Source organism: Mycoplana azooxidifex (assembly GCF_014196765.1).
In the GTDB taxonomy this organism is placed as follows: Bacteria; Pseudomonadota; Alphaproteobacteria; order Rhizobiales; family Rhizobiaceae; genus Mycoplana; species Mycoplana azooxidifex.
Map to the genome: position 1 here is coordinate 124,908 of NZ_JACIEE010000001.1, position 19,118 is coordinate 144,025.

General features: G+C 65.7%; 18 protein-coding genes. 9 read left to right on the forward strand and 9 right to left on the reverse strand.

Annotated features, from left to right (window positions below; genetic code table 11):
- Positions 1-191: 191 nt before the first annotated feature.
- The 5 genes from GGQ64_RS00585 (at position 192) to GGQ64_RS00605 (ending at position 4,607) form a co-directional block, all read left to right on the forward strand.
- Positions 192-1,751: a coiled-coil domain-containing protein gene (locus tag GGQ64_RS00585; RefSeq protein WP_246422216.1), complete on the forward strand. Its 1,560-nt coding sequence runs from the start codon at positions 192-194 to the stop codon at positions 1,749-1,751.
- 192 nt (positions 1,752-1,943) lie between these two features.
- Positions 1,944-2,627 carry a lysophospholipid acyltransferase family protein gene (locus GGQ64_RS00590; RefSeq protein ID WP_343059376.1) on the forward strand — a complete coding sequence of 228 codons (684 nt, stop codon included), beginning with the start codon at positions 1,944-1,946 and terminating at the stop codon, positions 2,625-2,627.
- Entirely contained in the window at positions 2,624-3,574 is a 951-nt protein-coding gene (locus GGQ64_RS00595; protein WP_183797813.1) for a phosphatidate cytidylyltransferase, read from the forward strand. The genes GGQ64_RS00590 and GGQ64_RS00595 overlap by 4 nt, the downstream gene beginning before the upstream one ends.
- Positions 3,571-3,966: a hypothetical protein gene (locus tag GGQ64_RS00600; protein ID WP_183797815.1), complete on the forward strand. Its 396-nt coding sequence runs from the start codon at positions 3,571-3,573 to the stop codon at positions 3,964-3,966. The genes GGQ64_RS00595 and GGQ64_RS00600 overlap by 4 nt, the downstream gene beginning before the upstream one ends.
- Complete coding sequence (locus GGQ64_RS00605) at positions 3,963-4,607, forward strand: CDP-alcohol phosphatidyltransferase family protein (protein ID WP_183797817.1); 645 nt, start codon at positions 3,963-3,965, stop codon at positions 4,605-4,607. The genes GGQ64_RS00600 and GGQ64_RS00605 overlap by 4 nt, the downstream gene beginning before the upstream one ends.
- 88 nt (positions 4,608-4,695) lie before the next feature.
- Here GGQ64_RS00605 and pyrG read toward each other — a convergent pair whose 3' ends face one another.
- The 4 genes from pyrG to GGQ64_RS00625 form a co-directional block, all read right to left on the reverse strand.
- A complete protein-coding gene (pyrG, locus tag GGQ64_RS00610; protein WP_183797819.1) occupies positions 4,696-6,324 on the reverse strand; it encodes a CTP synthase in 1,629 nt (542 codons plus the stop codon).
- Positions 6,325-6,473: 149 nt separating this feature from the next.
- Complete coding sequence (secG, locus tag GGQ64_RS00615; RefSeq protein ID WP_183797821.1) at positions 6,474-6,944, reverse strand: preprotein translocase subunit SecG; 471 nt, start codon at positions 6,942-6,944, stop codon at positions 6,474-6,476.
- A gap of 94 nt (positions 6,945-7,038) precedes the next feature.
- Positions 7,039-7,809: a triose-phosphate isomerase gene (tpiA, locus tag GGQ64_RS00620; protein WP_183797823.1), complete on the reverse strand. Its 771-nt coding sequence runs from the start codon at positions 7,807-7,809 to the stop codon at positions 7,039-7,041.
- Positions 7,810-7,906: 97 nt separating this feature from the next.
- Positions 7,907-8,815: an alpha/beta hydrolase gene (locus tag GGQ64_RS00625; protein ID WP_183797825.1), complete on the reverse strand. Its 909-nt coding sequence runs from the start codon at positions 8,813-8,815 to the stop codon at positions 7,907-7,909.
- A gap of 242 nt (positions 8,816-9,057) precedes the next feature.
- Between GGQ64_RS00625 and parE the strand changes: the two genes are divergently transcribed.
- Positions 9,058-11,139, forward strand: coding sequence for a DNA topoisomerase IV subunit B (gene parE / locus GGQ64_RS00630; protein WP_183797827.1), 2,082 nt, complete (start codon positions 9,058-9,060; stop codon positions 11,137-11,139).
- A gap of 136 nt (positions 11,140-11,275) precedes the next feature.
- Positions 11,276-11,734, forward strand: a complete 459-nt coding sequence (locus tag GGQ64_RS00635) for a hypothetical protein (RefSeq protein WP_183797829.1) — start codon at positions 11,276-11,278, stop codon at positions 11,732-11,734.
- Between the two features lie 95 nt (positions 11,735-11,829).
- Here the strand turns inward: GGQ64_RS00635 and GGQ64_RS00640 are convergent, their stop codons facing one another.
- Positions 11,830-12,957 (reverse strand): DUF2336 domain-containing protein, encoded by a 1,128-nt coding sequence (locus GGQ64_RS00640; protein ID WP_183797831.1) that lies wholly within the window; start codon positions 12,955-12,957, stop codon positions 11,830-11,832.
- 137 nt (positions 12,958-13,094) lie between these two features.
- On the opposite strand from GGQ64_RS00640, the gene GGQ64_RS00645 reads away from it, so the two are divergent.
- A complete protein-coding gene (locus tag GGQ64_RS00645; protein ID WP_183797833.1) occupies positions 13,095-13,736 on the forward strand; it encodes a hypothetical protein in 642 nt (213 codons plus the stop codon).
- A gap of 23 nt (positions 13,737-13,759) precedes the next feature.
- On the opposite strand, the gene GGQ64_RS00650 is transcribed toward GGQ64_RS00645, so the two are convergent.
- Together GGQ64_RS00650 and GGQ64_RS00655 are read right to left on the reverse strand one after the other, a co-directional pair.
- Positions 13,760-14,365, reverse strand: coding sequence for a flavin reductase family protein (locus GGQ64_RS00650; protein ID WP_183797835.1), 606 nt, complete (start codon positions 14,363-14,365; stop codon positions 13,760-13,762).
- A gap of 11 nt (positions 14,366-14,376) precedes the next feature.
- The gene (locus tag GGQ64_RS00655) at positions 14,377-14,961 is read right to left on the reverse strand and encodes a nitroreductase family protein (RefSeq protein WP_183797837.1); all 585 of its coding nucleotides are present in this window, start codon (positions 14,959-14,961) and stop codon (positions 14,377-14,379) included.
- A gap of 101 nt (positions 14,962-15,062) precedes the next feature.
- On the opposite strand from GGQ64_RS00655, the gene GGQ64_RS00660 reads away from it, so the two are divergent.
- Positions 15,063-16,052, forward strand: coding sequence for a hypothetical protein (locus tag GGQ64_RS00660; protein WP_246422218.1), 990 nt, complete (start codon positions 15,063-15,065; stop codon positions 16,050-16,052).
- A gap of 34 nt (positions 16,053-16,086) precedes the next feature.
- Here the strand turns inward: GGQ64_RS00660 and GGQ64_RS00665 are convergent, their stop codons facing one another.
- Entirely contained in the window at positions 16,087-16,926 is an 840-nt protein-coding gene (locus tag GGQ64_RS00665; protein WP_183797839.1) for a 1-acyl-sn-glycerol-3-phosphate acyltransferase, read from the reverse strand.
- Between the two features lie 109 nt (positions 16,927-17,035).
- The gene (gene thrS, locus GGQ64_RS00670) at positions 17,036-19,018 is read right to left on the reverse strand and encodes a threonine--tRNA ligase (RefSeq protein WP_183797841.1); all 1,983 of its coding nucleotides are present in this window, start codon (positions 19,016-19,018) and stop codon (positions 17,036-17,038) included.
- Positions 19,019-19,118: the final 100 nt, after the last annotated feature.

Sequence of the window (19,118 nt, forward strand, 5' to 3'; positions counted from 1 at the left end):
TTGCCTCGATCCGTGCAGGATCCCGTTTTGACAATTTTACCGCGAACGTCTTACCTGCTCGCGAAAGCCCGGAAGCGGGCCGACCATGCGAACATGCTGAAATACGGAAGTAAATGCGCAATTCGGGGGCCCTGGGGCGGGGTGTCGGGTTGCAGGACAGTTTGACGTCGCCGAGGGGCTGAGGGATGGTCATGAACCTTTTTCGTCGTAGTGAGGACAGCGGCAGGCATGCCGGCAATCCCGCAACCAGGTACCTGCCTGACGGAATTGGGATTCCCATTTCTGCAGCGCCGTCCGTCGATCCGGTGGCGCCTGCCGCATCCGCCGATCCGCTCGACTTTGAGGCCTTCGGCCTGGCGCTCGAGGAAAACAAGCAATCCTCGGAGGAACTCGTCACGACGCTCGCCCTCGTGCAGGATCGCGTATCGACGCTCGTCACCGGCCACGCGCGCCTGCTTTCCGAAGTCGGCGGGCTGCGGTCCGAATGCAACCGGCTCGGTTCGCTTCTGGAACACGAGACCGGCACCCGCCGGAGGCTCGAACAGGACAACGGCCGGCTTGCTTCCGACAGCAAGGAGGTCCGTGCCAGCAACGCACAGTTGCGCGTCGAGATCGACGCGATCCGGCAGGAGTTCGTCAAGCTCCAGGCGCTGCATGGGGTGACCTGCGAGGAACTCTCCATCGTGGAGATGCGACTGGCCGACGCCGAACGCGAGATGTCCGACAGAAGCGGCCAGTTCGACGAGGCGAACGCGCTGATGAAGCGCACGCAGAGGGAGCTGGAGGTCCGCAGCCGCGAACTCTCCGCACTGCGGGAGAAGCTCGACGTCGAATCGACAGCCCACCAACTGCTGATCGAGACCTCGCGCCGGGAGACCGCCGCGCAGGCGCGCGAGATCACGCGCGTCAACGAGGAAAAGAGCCAGCTGAAAAACACGCTGACCCAGCAGGAAACTCTCGTTCGCAGCCTGCAGGCAAGCGTCACCGGCCTCCGCCAGGAGATCACCGTCCTCGAGGAAAAGAACCGCAACCTCGAGGAGGAACTGGAGGGCGTCCAGAACGCAACCGCGCTGCAGATTGCCCATATGAACACGCGCCAGGAGGCTATCGGCTCCAAGGCGGATCTGGCGGAGAAGCTGCTTGCGACCGCCAACGGCCGCAACCGCATGACCGACGAGGAACTGCGCACGACGCGAGCCGAGCTGAAGCGCCTCAAGAGCGACGCGCACTCGACCACGGCACGTGCCGAACGGCTGGCGGACGAGCTGACGCGCGCACGTTCCGCCGGCAGCGAGAGCGAAAATGCACGCCGCGACCTTGCCATGCAGAACAGCGAACTCTCATTGAAATTGCGCGAATTCGAGGGCGTGCGCAACCAGCGCGATCGCGACTGGGAGGAAGCGCGCCGTGACATGGAGACCCGCGCCGATAGCGATCGCCACGAGATCAGCCAGTTGCGGACGAGCCTGGAGATCGCCAAGTCGGAGATCCGGCAGCTTCGCACCGATCGGGCGATCCTCACGGGTCAGTTGGAGGCCGCCCGCGGCAACCGCGCCGGCAACGTCCCGGCGCCGCTCCGCCAGGAGAGCGATCTTGAGCCCGTGCCTTCGGTTTCGCGTACCGGGACGTCGCAGCCGATCATCGATATCTCGGAGAATTCCCTGCGCGGCCGGGCCGCGCCGGGTGACGCGTCGGCAATCGGTGACAGGCTGCAGACGATGGATGTCAGCGAGTTGCCGCCGGCTGAGTGAAGCCAGCCGGATTGCCGGCGGGGGACATGATGTCCTCCGCCGGCAACGTCCATTCCACGATCGCCCGCCGGTCCTGATCGACCGGCGGGCGATTTTCGCTGGAATAATCCGACGGCTTCAAACGTGAGAGCGAAAGACCTTGGCGGGCCGGGGTCCAACCGCAACCCAACGAAAATGACGACAGGCACGGACGTGGCTACCCCTGACCAGATATCCGCCGACGCGCGCAGCCGCGGCCGCCACCCGATCGCCGGTCCCGTTTCGACGCTGATCCTCCTGTTCGCCCGTGCTGTCACAGCCGTCCGTGCCATCTGGTCGCCCGACGGTCCGCCGTCGCGCCAGCACGTCTACTTCGCCAACCACAGCAGCCATGGCGATTTCATCCTGATCTGGACTGTCCTGCCGCCGCGCGAGCGTCGCCGGACGCGACCGGTGGCCGGCGCGGAATACTGGCTGAAGTCGAGGCTGACGCGCTTTGTCGGCCGCGACGTCTTCAACGCGGTGCTGATCGAACGCCAGCCGGAGACCCGCAGCGACGATCCCGTCGCCCGCATGGCGGGCACGCTCGACGAGGGCGCCTCGCTGATCCTCTTCCCCGAGGGTACCCGCAACCAGACCGACGATCCGCTTCTGCCGTTCAAGAGCGGGCTCTATCACCTGGCGAAGCTGCGACCGGATGTCGAGCTCGTCCCGGTCTGGATCAGCAACCTCAACCGCGTCATGCCGAAGGGCGAATTCGTGCCGATTCCGCTGATCTGCACCGTGACCTTCGGCCAGCCCCTGCGCGTGTGCGCCGACGAGCCCAAGCAGGACTTTCTCGACCGCGCCCGCGCCGCCCTCCTTTCGCTCTCGCCGCACACGGACACCGCCGCATGACCGAGGCCCGCTCCGATCTCCTCACCCTCGTGCTCGGCATCTGCGCCTTCCTGATCATCGCGACCGTCATCGGCCAGGTGCTGCAACGCCGGCTGTCGCCGGATCGCAGCAACGCCTCCATCGAAAACCTGAACGCACGCATCAATGCCTGGTGGGTGATGGTGGCGCTGATCGGCATTGCGTTTCTGGCCGGCCGCGCCGGCGTGATCGTGCTGTTCGCCTTCTGCTCATTCGCAGCCCTGCGCGAATTCGTGACGCTGACCCGCACCCGCCGCGCCGATCACTGGGCGCTGGCCGCCGCCTTCTTCGTCGTTCTGCCGGTGCAGTATTATCTCGTGGCGACCGACTGGTACGGCCTCTATGCAATCTTCATTCCCGTCTATGCCTTCCTGCTGATGCCGATCGCAGCGGTGCTGCGCGGCGACACGGAACGGTTCCTCGATCGCGTCGCCGAGGTCCAGTGGGCGCTGATGATCTGCGTCTTCTGCATCTCCCATGTGCCGGCCCTGCTGACGCTGCAGATCCCCGGCTACGAGGGGCGCAACGTTCTGCTGATCGCCTTCCTCGTCATCGTCGTCCAGATGAGCGACGTGCTGCAGTATGTCTGGGGCAAGCTCTTCGGCCGCACCAGGATCGCCCCCCGCCTGTCGCCGTCCAAGACCGTCGAGGGTTTCTTAGGGGGCGTGGCGAGCGCGACGCTGATCGGCGCGGCGCTCTGGTGGATCACGCCGTTCACGCCGCTGCAGGCCGGGCTTCTCGCACTTGTCATCACGCTGATGGGATTCTTCGGCGGGCTCGTCATGTCGGCGATCAAGCGAGACCGCGGCGTCAAGGACTGGGGCCATATCGTCGAGGGTCACGGCGGACTGATCGACCGGCTCGATTCGGTGATCTTTTCCGCCCCGATCTTCTTCCACATCGTCCGCTACGGCTGGTCGCTGACATGACCGGAGCGATCCGCCGACTGGCAGGCAGCGGTCTCGGCCACATGGCGATAGCCTTTCTCGCCATGGGCGGCTGGGCCCTGTTCGCCAATCGCGATCACAGCCTGCCCCGGATGTTGGCGGCCGGCGTCGTGCAGGGCATGCTCTCCGCGCTGATCACGCTGTTCCTGAAGTCCACAATCGAACGGCTCGCCCGCCGCTTCAAGGGATCGGCTGCGCTCGGGGTGCCGCCCGCAATCGCAATCGCCCTCTCGGCCACGCTGCTTCTGGCCGTCCACATGCTCGCAGGCACGCCGGAAGTGGCAGGCACGGTCGCCCTTCCCCTGCTCGTCTCGACGAGCTATGCCGCCCTCTACAACTATTCGCTCTACCGCAAGGAGCAGCGCGCGCCATGACCGCCAGCGGAGACCGCCGCCCCCTTTCCAGCCGCGATACGCAATGGGCGAGGTCGATCGCCCGCTGGCTCGCCGCCCGGTCGGTCACGCCCAACCGCATCTCGCAGGCCAGCATGGCCGCGGCTGCCGTAGCCGGCGCCTGCTTCTGGCTCGGAGCCTCGCGGGAAGGCGCCCTCTCCATAATCCTGCTGCTTGCGGCCGCCCTCTTCTGCCAGTTGCGCCTGCTCTGCAACCTCTTCGACGGCATGGTCGCCGTCGAAGGGGGCAAGGCCGAGACCGACGGGCCCTTCTGGAACGAGTTCCCAGACCGGATCGCCGACATCCTGATCCTCGCCGGCGCCGGCTACGGGATCGGCTTGCCCGCGCTCGGCTGGTCGGCGGCCGCATTCGCCGTCCTGACCGCCTATGTCCGCGAACTCGGCCGCGCCAGCGGCGCCCCGGGCGACTTCTCCGGCCCGATGGCCAAGCAGCACCGGATGGCGGTGATGACGGCGGCAGCCGTCCTCTCCGCGCTTTCCGTCGCATGGGACCGGCAGCAGACGGTCATCGAGACAGCCCTCTGGATCGTCGCCGCAGGTGCAGCGCTCACCGCACTCCGCCGCTGCCACAAGCTGGTCCGCAGGTTGCGCAACGGCGGCTGACCCCGGAAACTCTCCGCCCGGACATGGATATGAAAACGGCCCGGCGTCGCCGCCAGGCCGCAAAAACAGAACCCTGTTCGTGAGAGGGCTACACCAGCCGCGACTGTTCCAGCGCCGCCTCGATGAAGCTTGCGAACAGCGGATGCGGATCGAGCGGGCGGCTCTTCAGTTCCGGATGATACTGCACGCCGATGAACCAGGGATGGTCGGGATATTCGATCGTCTCCGGCAGCACGCCGTCCGGCGACATGCCGGAGAAGACGAGGCCGCAGCTTTCGAGCCTGTCCTTGTAGTCGACATTGACCTCGTAGCGGTGGCGGTGGCGCTCGAAGATCTCGTTGGAACCATAGATATCGGCGATCTTCGTGCCGGACTTCAGCGTCGCGCGGTAGGCGCCGAGACGCATGGTGCCGCCGAGGTCACCGGACGCCGTGCGTTTCTGCAGCTCGTTGCCCTTCACCCACTCGGTCATGAGACCGACCACTGGCTCCTCGGTCTTGCCGAACTCCGTCGAGGACGCCTTTTCGACGCCGGCAAGATTGCGCGCTGCCTCGACCACGGCCATCTGCATGCCGAAGCAGATGCCGAAATAGGGAACCTTGCGCTCGCGGGCGAAGCGCGCCGCGTTGATCTTGCCTTCCGAGCCGCGCTCGCCGAAGCCGCCGGGCACCAGGATGCCGTGCACCTTTTCGAGGTAGGGCGCCGGATCTTCCTTCTCGAACACTTCCGACTCGATCCAGTCGAGCTTCACCTTCACATGATTGGCGATGCCGCCGTGATACAGCGCCTCGATCAGCGACTTGTAGGCGTCCTTCAGGCCGGTGTATTTGCCGACGATCGCGATCGTCACCTCGCCTTCCGGCGTCTTGATGCGGTCGGATACCGTCTGCCAGGCTTCGAGGCGAGGTTTGGGCGCCGGCTCGATGCCGAAGGCGGCCAGCACCTCGTCGTCGAGGCCTTCCTTGTGGTAGGCGAGCGGCACGTCGTAGATCGAGGCGACGTCGAGCGCCTGGATGACGGCCGTCTGGCGGACGTTGCAGAACAGCGACAGCTTCTTGCGCTCGGCCTCGGGGATTTCTCGGTCGGCACGGACCAGCAGGATGTCCGGGTGGATGCCCATCGCCTGCAACTCCTTGACGGAGTGCTGCGTCGGCTTGGTCTTCAATTCGCCGGCCGCCGGAATATAGGGCATCAGCGTCAGGTGGACATAGACGGCCGTGCCGCGCGGCAGGTCGTTGCCGAGCTGGCGGATCGCCTCCATGAACGGCATCGCCTCGATGTCACCGACGGTGCCGCCGATCTCGCAGATGACGAAGTCGTAGTCCTCGTTGCCCTCGGTGACGAAGGCCTTAATCTCGTTGGTGACGTGCGGGATGACCTGGACGGTGGCGCCGAGATAGTCGCCGCGCCGTTCCTTGTCGATGATGTTCTTGTAGATCCGGCCGGTGGTGATGTTGTCGGTCTTCGTCGCCGAGCGCCCGGTGAAGCGCTCGTAGTGGCCGAGATCGAGGTCTGTCTCCGCACCGTCGTCTGTGACGAACACCTCTCCGTGCTGCGTCGGGCTCATCGTGCCCGGATCGACGTTGAGATAGGGGTCCAGCTTGCGCAGGCGGACCCGGTAACCACGGGCCTGCAGCAACGCTCCGAGAGCGGCGGCGGCAATTCCTTTTCCGAGGGAAGAAACCACGCCGCCAGTGATGAATACATATCGCGCCATGGGATTCACCGGATACCTTTTCATAAATGATTCCGCCACCGAAAAATCGCCCTTGCGGGAATCTTTCCGTGGAGGAACGTCACTGGTCTACACAAGAAGAAGGCCGGCGGGCTTTACGCCTGCCGGCCGGTTCACGTCTTTTCCGACGATTACTGCCCTGTCGGAACGCCCGTGTTCGGGGCCGGCGCCGCAGGAGCGGCTGCACCACCCGTCGCCGGAGCGGTGCCGGGTGCCGCACCACTATCGGTCGGCACGCCGTTGGTCGGTGCCGCGGGAGCGGCCGGGGTTGCCGGGGCCGGCTGTTCGGTCGAGGGCGTCGCCTCGCCGCCGAGCGAATCCAGCACGCCGTTGCCCGTACCCGTCGTTCCGGGGATCCGGTCGAGAATGTCGGTCGGCTGCGTCTCGTAGCGCGACAGGATGCCCATGGCGAGCGCCAGCACGAAGAACAGCGTCGCGAGGATCGCCGTCGTCCGGGTCAGGGCATTGGCCGCACCGCGCGCCGACATGAAGCCGGAGCCGCCGCCGATGCCGAGGCCGCCGCCTTCGGACCGCTGGACCAGCACGATGCCGATCAGCGCCACAACGACCATGAGATAGATGACAAGCAATACGGTCTGCATGATTAAATCCTGCCCGAAGGCGCAAACGAGAAGATTGGCGGCTCAATATACCAAGCCGCCGGCCATTCCAAGCCCTGCGCGACAATTGCCGCCTTCAGGCCACCAGTTCTTCGTAAGCGCGGTAGATGGCAAGGAAATCGCCGGATTTCAAGCTCGCGCCGCCCACCAGCGCGCCGTCGACATTCTCCACCGCCATCAGTTCCTTCGCGTTCGCGGGCTTCACCGAGCCGCCATAGAGGATGCGCATCTTCGCCCCCTCCCCGCCGAACCGCGCCTTCAGTTCCGCGCGCATGAAGGCATGCGCCTCGGCGACGTCGGCCGAAGTCGGCGTCAGCCCTGTCCCGATCGCCCAGACCGGCTCGTAGGCGATCACGGTGTCGGCCGCCGTGGCGCCGTCGGGAACCGAGCCTGCAAGCTGGGTTTTGAGAACCTCGAGCGTCCTGCCGCCCTTGCGCTCGGCCTCCGTCTCGCCGATGCAGACGATCGCTACGAGCTCGGCCGCATGCGCGGCCTCCGCCTTGGTACGCACCAGCTGGTCGGTGTCGCCGTGGTCGGTGCGCCGCTCCGAATGGCCGACGATGACATGGGTGCCGAAGCAATCGGCGATCATTTCGGCGGAGACGTCGCCGGTATGCGCACCGGAAACCTTCTCATGGCAGTCCTGCGCACCGATCAGCAGCGGGCTGTCGTCGCAGAGCGCGGTGGAGACATAGAGCAGCGTCACCGGCGGGCAGATCAGCGCCTCGACCTTCTCCGAAAGCGGTCCCTTCACGCCTTCGCCCATCGCCTTGATCTCGTTCAGCGAATCGCGGGTGCCGTTCATCTTCCAGTTTCCCGCCACGAGCGGTGTCACATCCGGGGTCATCTTGCCTCCTCAAGGTTACGTTCGGCTCAGGGCGCGCCCTAGCAGAAGCGCGCGGTCAAAGTAAGGGCTGCGCGCCGGATCCGGGGACCTGGCGATATCAATGCGCAAAGATCCAGTTCAGCGTCTCGCGCCAGTCGGTCATGCGGACCGGCGTGCCATGCGATCCGGTGCGAAAGAGGACGAACCGGGTTGGGATCCCCGCGCCCAGCAGCTTGCGGAACAGGGCAACCTGGTCCTGCGCGGCATAGACCTTGTCGCCTTCGCCATGGGTGAAATAGACGGGCAGCTTCGCCTTGTAGGCGGCGCTGCCGACGTAGCCGGGATCCGTCGCACCACCCATGACGATGATGCCGGCAAGGTTTTCCACGGCCGCAGGATCGCGGGCGATCTGCCAGCAGATGAAGCTTCCCATGGAAGCGCAGCTGAGAACGATCGGCGTCCCCGGAGAATTCCGCCGCGCCACTTCGATCAACCCTGCGATCGCTGCTGCCCCCTTCTCGTCGAAGCTCGTGACGCTGGCGGAATAGTAGACACCGCCGTTGCGCACGGCGAGGTTCTTGAGGCGGTTGAAGTTGCCGCCGAAGCTCCAGTCGTTGTTGCCGAGCCTGCGGTCGCCGCCGCGCCCGTGGATGAAGATGACGGAAAAGGCGGCCCCCTGTTGCCTGCCGGTGACGGCGACGTCGACCGGTCCGGCAGGCGTCGAAAGCGTCAGGTTCTCCTGCTGCCGCTTCACCGCGGTCGAGACATAGGCCGCCTTGGCGCGCCGCTCCGGCACCTGGTCGCGGCCGTTGATGTCGCGCATTTCCTGATAGTCGACCACCCGGAGCGCGCCGCCGTCGCTGCTCTCGATGACAGCCGGATAGCCGAACAGCTCGTCCTTCCAGGGCGCGAGCTCGGTGGCCAGGGCGGAAAAGGCGGGCAGCGCCGACACGACGAATGCGGCCAGAACAAGCCGCGTCCGTGCGAAAACGGCCCTTGCGCGGCAATGAATTGTGGACTGCGACATCAAGTCTGGTTCCCTTCGGGCGGAAAGTCTTGCCATTCCGGGTCCGGCGACGCAATCCTCGGGCGACGATTTCATCGGCGCGATGCCGGCCTCAAACGAGAACGAATCGCGAAACCGGCCGAAATCTGGCAAACTGCCGGTGATTCGCCGATCCGGTGCGAACCCTTGAAATTCCAAGCCGAAGCGGCCTACCTCCCCAGGCAGCCTCCCACGGCCGCAAGCTTAGAAGTCTGAAAAGCCCGATGGACGACAACAACGATCTCTTCGCCAACATCGACAGCACGCCGAAGTCCGCCCCTGCCGCCGCGGAGACGCCGGCCACGCCGCAGCCGCCGGCCGCTGCCGTGCCCGTGCCTCCCGCGGCCCCGCGCCCGGCGACGCCGGCAGCCGACGGCGGCAACTACGATGCCTCCGCCATCCGCGTGCTCGAAGGGCTCGAGCCGGTCCGCATGCGGCCGGGCATGTATATCGGCGGCACGGACGAGAAGGCGCTGCATCACCTCTTCGCCGAAGTGATCGACAACTCGATGGACGAGGCGGTCGCCGGACATGCCAACTTCATCGAAGTCTCGCTCGACGTCGAGGGCTACCTGTCGGTGACCGACAACGGCCGCGGCATCCCGGTGGAAAACCACCCGCAGATGCCGGGCAAGTCGACGCTGGAGGTGATCCTGACGGTGCTGCATGCCGGCGGCAAGTTCGACGGCAAGGCCTACGAGACCTCGGGCGGCCTGCACGGCGTCGGCGTCTCCGTCGTCAATGCGCTGTCCGACGATCTCGAGGTGGAGGTCGCCCGCAACCGCAAGCTCTATCGCCAACGCTTCTCCCGCGGGGTGCCGCAGGGGCCCCTGGAAGAGATCGGCGACGTGCAGAACCGCCGCGGCACCAAGGTGCGTTTCCATCCCGACCCGGAGATCTTCGGGCCGCATGCCCGCTTCGATCCCGCCCGCGTCTTCCGCATGGCCCGCTCCAAGGCCTATCTGTTCGGCGGCGTCGAGATCCGCTGGAGCTGTGATCCGGCGCTGCTGCCGGAAGGCTCCGAGACGCCGGACAAGGCCGTCTTCCATTTCCCCGGCGGCCTGAAGGACTACCTGCAGGCCACGCTCGGCAAGGAGTACACCGTCACCCGGGAGATCTTCGCCGGCAAGACGGAGAAATCCGGCGGCCACGGCGCGCTGGAATGGGCCGTCACCTGGTACGGCGGCGATTCCCTCATCCACTCCTATTGCAACACGATCCCGACGGCTGACGGCGGTACCCACGAGGCGGGTCTGCGCATCGCGCTGACCAAGGGCCTGAAGAACTATGCCGAGCTGACGCAGAACAAGCGCGCGGCGGCCGTCACCACCGACGACGTCATGATCTCCGCCGTCGGCATGCTGTCAGTGTTCATCCGCGAACCCGAATTCGTCGGCCAGACCAAGGACAAGCTCGCTACCGTCGAAGCCCAGCGCATCGTCGAGAACGCGCTGCGCGATCCGTTCGACCACTACCTCGCCGACAACCCTGCCGAAGCGGACAAGCTGCTCGAATGGGTGATCGAGCGCGCCGAGGAACGTCTGCGGCGCCGCAAGGAAAAGGAAGTCAACCGCAAGACCGCGGTGCGCAAGCTGCGCCTGCCCGGCAAGCTTGCCGACTGCTCGCAGAATTCCGCGGCCGGCGCCGAACTCTTCATCGTCGAAGGCGATTCGGCCGGCGGTTCGGCCAAGCAGGCGCGCAACCGTGCCAACCAGGCGATCCTGCCGCTGCGCGGCAAGATCCTCAACGTCGCCAGCGCCGGCCGCGAGAAGCTCGGCGCCAACCAGCAGCTCGCCGACCTGATCCAGGCGCTCGGCTGCGGCACCCGCTCGAAGTACCGCGAGGAGGACCTGCGCTACGAGCGCGTCGTCGTCATGACCGATGCCGACGTCGACGGCGCCCATATCGCCTCGTTGCTCATCACCTTCTTCTACCAGGAAATGCCCGAGCTGATCCGCGGCGGCCACCTCTATCTCGCAGTCCCCCCGCTCTATCGGCTCAGCCAGGGGGCGAAGGTTGGCTATGCGCGCGACGACGCGCACCGGGAGGAGCTGATGCGGACGGAGTTTTCCGGCCGCGGCAAGGTCGAGATCAGCCGCTTCAAGGGCCTCGGCGAGATGCTGCCGGCGCAGTTGAAGGAAACGACGATGGATCCCAAGAAGCGGACGCTGCTGAAGGTCGCGATCGACGACGTCGATTTCGAGGGCACGCGCGATGCGGTCGACAACCTGATGGGCACCAAGGCCGACGCCCGGTTCCGTTTCATCCAGGAACGCGCCGTCTTCGCCGAGAACCTCGACATCTGATTGCAGGATCACACGCCACAATTCCGTGCCATTGACCCCGTCTAAGCCCTGGATCGGCGCAGCTTTTGCGAATCGGTGAAACGCAATTTCGGGGACAGGCAAAGGTCGTGTCCCCGGACAGGAAGGACGCCCGCGCATGAAGGCCGCACTCATCGTCATGACCATCCTCGGCTGCGACGATTCGGTCACGCAGTGCCACTATATCGACACCGTCGACAGCACCTGGCAGTCGGTGGCCCTGTGCGACGCCCAGTCCGAAGCGCAGATGACGCGCTACCAGAACGCCAACTATCCTGTCGTCGTCGCCGTCTGCGAAAGCAGGAATGGCCAGCAGAATGCCGAGGCACCGGACGTCCTCGCGCCGCAACCCGGCGCCCAGGCAACCGCCCTGCCGACTCCCGCGACCGAACCGGCGGCGCCTGCCCCGCCCGAACCGTCATCGGCCGCGTCCAAAGAAGGCGGCATCACCACGCGCACGATCGCCATGCTCCGCCGCAATCTTCCGGACACAGGCGCCATTCGCGACACGGTGACAAAACCGTTCCGTTATGCGGAAGACGGCTATAGCTGGGTGGTGCGGAAGTTCGCCGACTGACGCCTGCCGCGCGGAAGCACGGGGCGCTCTGCGGCAAGGGCAGGAAGCGCCAGGAACAAATCTGGAAGCTCGCGACGTATCTGGAGCCTGAAGGCCTACGCGGCGTCCTGCGCAGCCAGCAGGGCAAAGCTGCGGGCGGATTGGCGCTGCTCGGCGAGCGCAAGCCCTTCGATCATCTCCAGTAAGGCTGCAGACGCGGCCCCTCGCGCTTCGCGCGTGCGCATCGCAAGCCGCGCCGTCACCGTCATCCTGCCGGCGCCGTCGCGCGCATCGTTTCGCCACAACAGCACGGCCTCGGCAAAGAGCGCGCTGATGTCGCGCCCGAGTCCCGCCGTCTCGAACAGCGCACCGATCGCCTGCCGACGGCCATCGGCCAGGATCGAACGCACGCGCCTCTCGCTCTGTCCCGAAAGATTGACCATGGTGGCCGCGAAGAACGCGATACGCCCGGCGCAGAGCGCCTGCATCAGAAGCACCGGCGTCAAGCGGCCGCCAATGCGCAGGTGCTCGACCAACTGGTCCATCTCGCCCGTCTCCAGCTCCGCGGCGAGCGTGATCGTGGCGACGTCACAGGCCTCGCGCGCGACCCGTTCAATCCGGCCGCTGCCCACCATCGCCTGAACGAGCGCGTCGCCGGCAAGGGCTGCGCCCACCTTTTCGACAAGGGCATGCCGCGCATCGCAGGGAAGGTCGTCCCGATCGAAGAGAAGAGCGCGAATTTCGGCATCGTCCCCATGCCTCTCGCAGATCCGCTTGAGGCTGCGGGCGCCGATGCAGGCGCCGTCGTTTTCGAGCAGCGTACGCACGTCGAAGACATTGCCGACCTCGATCACGGCCGCGCACACGGCGCGCGACACGCTGGGCCGGTGGGCGATCAGCGCACGGGTCAGGGCGCTGGCCCGGGCGGCGAGATCGACGAGATCGGCATCGGTAAGGACCGGCGAACGCAGGATGACCTGGGCGGCGATTTCCGGCTGATCCTCCGAAAGCGGCACGATGACCGCGCGCGGTGCGTCCGGATGATCCGCTATCCCCTCTGCCATTGCGAGGCGGACCTTCGGCGCGGGATCGTCGAGCAGGAAGATCATCGCCATTTCCGCGGCGTGCCGCTCGTCGATGCCGATCGATGCGTTGGCATAGGCACGCGCCAATGCGCCTGCCGCCCGCGCCCGATCGCCCGCCTTGGCGGTTTCCACCCATCGGAGAAAGGCGTTGATGATCACAATGTGCCCCAGCGTTCGGATATTCTGTGCGATGGGGAAACGTTAGCGATAAATGGTTTACGTTTGGTTCACCATGTTCCTTAACGACCGCCGGGCACCCCGATTGCGGCGATTTCGCAGCCGGCTTACAAGGAGCGATGATCGGAAGCCTGCATTCCCTCCTCGAATGGACCGAAGACACCGCGGCCGAAGAGATCGCCGCGGCCGATGCCCTCGTCTGCCGCGCCCCGCCCCTGCCAGCGCCAGGAACCTGCATCGTCCTTGTTCCCGCTGACGAAAGCGAGGCCACCCTCCGTGCTGCGGTTCGTCTGAAACCGTTTGCGCTCGCACTCATGGGTTGCCGGTCGGGCGCAGACGTCCAGCGGCTGGATGTGCTGCTGTCGGTCGCAGAGGCGATCGAAGGCGTGGCTCCGGGGACGACGCGCATTCTCGCCTGGACCGACGGTATCCTGCCCGCCCCCTTCGACGACGCCGGATTCGACGGAAAATCGGCGCGGCTTTCCGGCCTCGTCTGGGACTGGCGGGCGCTGGCACGCCTCCTCGGCGCCTCACGCTGCCGCAACGATGACGGCGCCTGGACGCATGCCTTCGCCAGCGCGCGCACGGCGACGCTGATGTCGGCGAAGGTTGCCGGTGTCCCGGTTTACGAGGTGGCAGAAGGCGGCAGCGATTTTGCGGCCGATTGCCGCCGCGCCCGCGCGGACGGATTCGACGGCCGCGTCGCCGTCGCTGCCGGCCAGCTCGCGATCATAAACCAGGCGTTCGCATCGCCGCCCTGAGCGACCCGCCCCGCAGGCCCGGCCTACCGCCGCTGCGGCCGCATCATCTCGAACACGTCGCCGGCATCGCAATAGTCCATGTAGCCCATGCGGCCGATCGGCCGCGCCGCCGCCATGTCGAAGCGTCCGTCACGGATCGCCTCTTCCTTGATGTGTATTCCGACCACCTGGCCGAACACCACCCAGCTTTCCGACAGCGTCCCGTCCACGTCGCGCGGGCGCATAACCTCCGTCATCCGGCACTCGAGCACAGCCAGCGCCTCGGCGACGAAGGGCGCGTCGACGAGATTGGCCTGCTGCGGGGTCAGGCCAGCCAATTCGAACTCGCTCTCCTCGTAGGGCGCCGTCAGCGAGGTCATGTTCATCTGCTCCATCAGGCCGCGACCGACAAAGCTGCAGGTGAAGACGCCCGTCTCCTCGATGTTACGCACGCTGTGCTTGTGGCCGCTGGAAGAAAACATGACGAGCTTCGGCTTGTCGCTGATCGCGTTGAAGAAGGAATAGGGTGCGAGATTGTGGATCCCGCCCGCGCCCCGGGTGCCGATCCAGCCGATCGGCCGCGGGGAGACGATGGCCTTGAACGGATCGTGGGCCAGGCCATGCGCATTCGCCGCCGTGTCGTAGAACATTGCTTGCGCCCTCACCCCTCTTCGCCGACCCAGGAGACGATCTCCTTCAGGTCCGGCCGTGGCCTTTCGGTGGGCGGCACCATTGCGGTTCCGATATGGATGAAGCCGGCCACCTTCTCTCCGGGCTTCACGCCGAGGATCGGATAGGCGCGCGCGTCGAAGGCGAACCATTCCGTCAGCCAGTTGGAGGCAAAGCCGTGCGCATTGGCCGCCATCAGAAGGTTGAGGCACACAGCCCCTGCCGACATCAGCTGCTCCCACTCGGGAACCTTGAAATGCGGCGCTGCCGTGCTCACGACCGCGACCACGACCGGAGCGCGCGACAGCCGCGTGTTCTCCACCGTGACCATCTCCGCCGAAAGGTCGGGCTTGTCGGCGATCGCGATCCTTGCCAGCTCGGCGCTGATTCGCTCCCGCTCCTGGCCGCGATAGACGATGAAGCGCCAAGGTGCGAGCTTGCCGTGGTCCGGCACGCGCGAGGCGAGCCTGAGCATCTGCTCGATTTCCGCGCGGCCGGGTCCCGGCGCCGCCATCTGGAAGGCGGGGATCGAGCGGCGGTTGGAAAGATAGTCGATAAGTCTGATATCGGTTTTCATCAGGGGGAAGTTCCACTAACGTGCGGCCATCGGTCGGCCATGAAAATGCCATTTGCCGGGCATTGAAGTGGAACCAACGATTAAGGAAGTCAACCTTCGCCATGCCCACCCCAAGCATTTCCGCCCTTGCCAGGATCGCCTGCCTCTGTACGGCGGTATGCGCGGCATTTCCGGCATTGGCCCAGGAGACGCTGGACAGCTTTTCCCAGATCACCACGCCGAAGAAGAGCGGCAAGCTCACTTCCTTCAATCCGCTCGTCACTGGCGAGGTGGAGCCGAAGAACCTGCGCGATATCCTGTGCGAGGCGCTGCTGACCAAGGACGGCAAGCCGATGCAGCACGGGCTCAGCTGGCGGGTCTTCTCGCCCATTCCCGACGCCGACGGCAAGCTGCCGCTGCTGGCCTCCTCGGAGGGCGGCTCGGCCGCCTTCCAGCTGGTTCCGGGCGAATACTTCGTCAATGTCGCCTTCGGCCGCGCCGCCGCAACGAAGAAGCTGCTGGTGCCCGAGACCGGCCCGGTCGAAAACCAGGTCATGGTTCTCGATGCCGGCGGCATCATGCTCAATGCCGTGTCCGGTTCGGACGTGCGCATTCCGCCGAACGAACTCACCTTCTCGATCTACGCCTCCGAAGTCGGCGAGGACGGCGAGCGCAGCCTCGTCGTGCCGAACGTGAAGGCGAGTACGGTCGTCCGGCTCAATGCCGGAACCTATCACGTGGTTTCCGACTACGGCACGGTCAATGCCGTGATTCGTGCCGACATCCAGGTCGAGGCCGGCAAGCTGATCGAGGCCACGATCCAGCACCGCGCGGCGAAGCTCACGCTGAAGCTCGTCTCCGAGGAGGGCGGCGAGGCGATCGCCGACACCGCCTGGTCGATCCTCACCTCGTCGGGCGACGTCGTCAGCGAAAGCGTCGGCGCCTTCCCGACGCTGGTGCTCGCCGAGGGCCAGTACACGGCCGTCGCCCGCAACAAGAACAGGATCTACCAGCGCGACTTCACCGTCACCGCCGGGCAGAACACCGATGTCGAAGTGCTGCTGACCGAGAACCCCGACCAGCAGGCGCAGATCGCCACCGAAGCGGACTGATCCCCGGCGGATCGCCGTTTGCGCCCTACCCCCGTCAACCCGCCCGCTTGAACCGCAGCCGCCGCGGCGGCTGCATGGCAAACACGGCGTCGTAGATCCGCGTCAGGAGATCCTTGCGGTCCGGGATCGCGCTCAGCTGGTCCCAGCCGATCATGGCGCCGATGCGCACCGAGATCGTCGAGCCGGACAGCCGCTTGAATTCCCGGATCAAGAGCGACAGCCGCAGCGTCAGCGAGATCTTGCTGGCGATGTGGAACAGCGCGCCGTTCTGCCCCTCGAAGAAGATCGGGATGACATTAGCCTGCGCCGCCTGGATCAGCTTGGCCGGAAAGATCTTCCACGGCAGGTCCTGCGCCCGGCCGAAGCCGCGCTTCGCAGTCGCCACCCCGCCGGCGGGAAAGACGATGATGGTCACGCCTTCCTTGAGCAGCCGCACCGCTTCGTGGCGTGTGCGCATGTTGATTGCCAACGCCTCCTTCGTCTCCTCGAAGGAGACCGGCAGCGAATAGGGCTCCATTTCCGGCACCTTGAGGAGATCCTTGTGGATCATCACCCGGAACGGCCGGCCGAGCTGTTCGGCCAGCGCCAGCACGGCGATGCCGTCGCCGATGCCGAAGGGATGGTTGGCGACGATGACGAGCGGCGCGTCGGGCAGGTCGCGCGGCGGCCAGCTGCCCGCCACGTCCATCTTCACGTCGATGATGTCGAGCATCTCGCCGAAGACGCGTTCGCTGCAGCCGACGCTCTCGGCACGCCAGCGCTCATAGAGCGCCGCATAGCGGTTGCGGCCCGAAAGCCCCTCGATCGAACGGATGAACCAGCGCTTCAGCCGCGGGTCGTTTTCGTTGGCGTAGGACAGTTCCTTGAACCGCACCGGCATCCCCTGCACTTCACAATTGCGAACAGTCTACGACAGTTTTGTTGCATTCATCTGACAGATGCAGGGGTCGAGGGGTACGGGCGCACCCCTCGAGCGGCAGCCTTCAGGCGGCAGCGCGGGCCGCAGCCTTGCGCTTCACGTCGGGCGGCGTCGCTTCGTCGATCAGCGTCGCCATCGCCTCGTCCAGCGACATCGCCGTCTGCTTCTGCGAACCCAGCCTGCGGATGTTGACCGAGCGTTCCTCGGCTTCGCGCTTACCGCAGACGATGATGACCGGCACCTTGGTCACCGAATGCTCGCGGACCTTGTAGTTGATCTTCTCGTTACGAAGATCGGTCTCGACCGTGAGCCCGGCGTCACGCAGCTTTTCGGCCACCTCGCGGGCATAGTCGTCGGCTTCCGAGGTGATGGTCGCCACCACCACCTGCAGCGGCGAGATCCACAGCGGCATGTGGCCGGCGAAGTTCTCGATCAGGATGCCGAGGAACCGCTCCATCGAGCCGCAGACGGCGCGGTGGATCATCACCGGCTGCCGCTTCTCCGAGGCCTGGTCGATGTAGAAGGCGCCGAAGCGTTCCGGCAGGTTGAAGTCCACCTGCGTCGTGCCGCACTGCCATTCGCGGCCGATCGCGTCCTTCAGCGTATATTCGAACTTCGGTCCGTAGAACGCGCCCTCGCCCGGCAGGCTGCCGGTCTTGATCTTGCCGCCGGACTGCGCCTCGATCTGCTTCAAGACATCCGTCATCACGCTTTCGGCGCGGTCCCAGAGCTCGTCCGAACCGACGCGCTTGTCGGGCCGGGTCGAGAGCTTCACCACCACCTCGGAGAAGCCGAAGTCCTCGTAGACCGACAGGATCAGGTCGTTGATGCGCAGGCATTCCGCCGCCATCTGCTCGTCGGTGCAGAAGACGTGCGCATCGTCCTGGGTGAAGCCGCGCACGCGCATCAGCCCGTGCAGCGCACCGGAGGGCTCGTAGCGGTGGACGTTGCCGAATTCCGCAAGACGGACAGGCAGTTCGCGGTAGGACTTCAAGCCGTGCTTGAAGATCTGCACATGCCCCGGGCAGTTCATGGGTTTAAGCGCAAACACGCGGTCGTCGTCGGTGTCGTCGCCGGCCACCGTCACCTTGAACATGTTGTCGCGGTACCAGCCCCAGTGACCCGAGGTCTCCCACAGCGACTTGTCCAGCACCTGCGGCGCGTTGACTTCCTGGTAGGTGTTGGCGAGCCTCCGGCGCATGTAGGCCACCAGCGTCTGGAAAATGCGCCAGCCCTTGCCGTGCCAGAACACGACGCCCGGCCCCTCCTCCTGGAAGTGGAACAAGTCCATCTCGCGGCCGAGGCGGCGGTGGTCGCGCTTCTCGGCCTCGGCGAGGATGTTCAGGTAGGTGTCGAGCTCTTCCTGCGTGTGCCAGGCGGTGCCGTAGATGCGGGTCAGCATCGGGTTGTTACTGTCGCCGCGCCAGTAGGCGCCGGCCACCTTCATCAGCTTGAACGCCGTGCCGATCTGCCCGGTCGAGGCCATGTGCGGCCCGCGGCAGAGGTCGAACCAGTCGCCCTGATAGTAGATCTTCAGGTCCTGGCCTTCCGGGATCGCATCGACGAGCTCGACCTTGTAGCTCTCGCCCTTCCTGGAAAAGACCTCCCGCGCCTTCTCGCGCGGCCAGATTTCCTTGGTGAAGGGCTTGTTGCGCTGGATGATCTCCTTCATCCGCTTTTCGATCTTCGGCAGGTCTTCGGGCGTGAACGGCTCGTTCTTGGCAAAATCGTAGTAGAAGCCGTTCTCGATCACCGGACCGATCGTCACCTGCGTCCCCGGCCACAGTTCCTGCACGGCCTCGGCCATCACGTGCGCGGCATCGTGGCGGATCAGTTCCAGCGAGCGCGGGTCGTCGCGGGTGACGATCTCCAGCCGGCCGTTCGAAACTGGATCGGACAGGTCGCGCAGTTCGCCATCAAGCGCGATCGCCACGGCCTTCTTCGCCAGCGACTTCGAAATCGCCTCGGCAACATCGCGCCCAGTCGAACCGGCGGGATACTCGCGGACGGAACCATCGGGAAAAGTGAGGGAAACGGGTGCAGACATGAAATTCTCCTATCCAGTCCCGCCAACGAATGCGGGTGGTATGCGGTGAAAGCGCCAAAAGCGGGCGCATGCGCTGCGCGATATAAGGGGAAAACGGGGG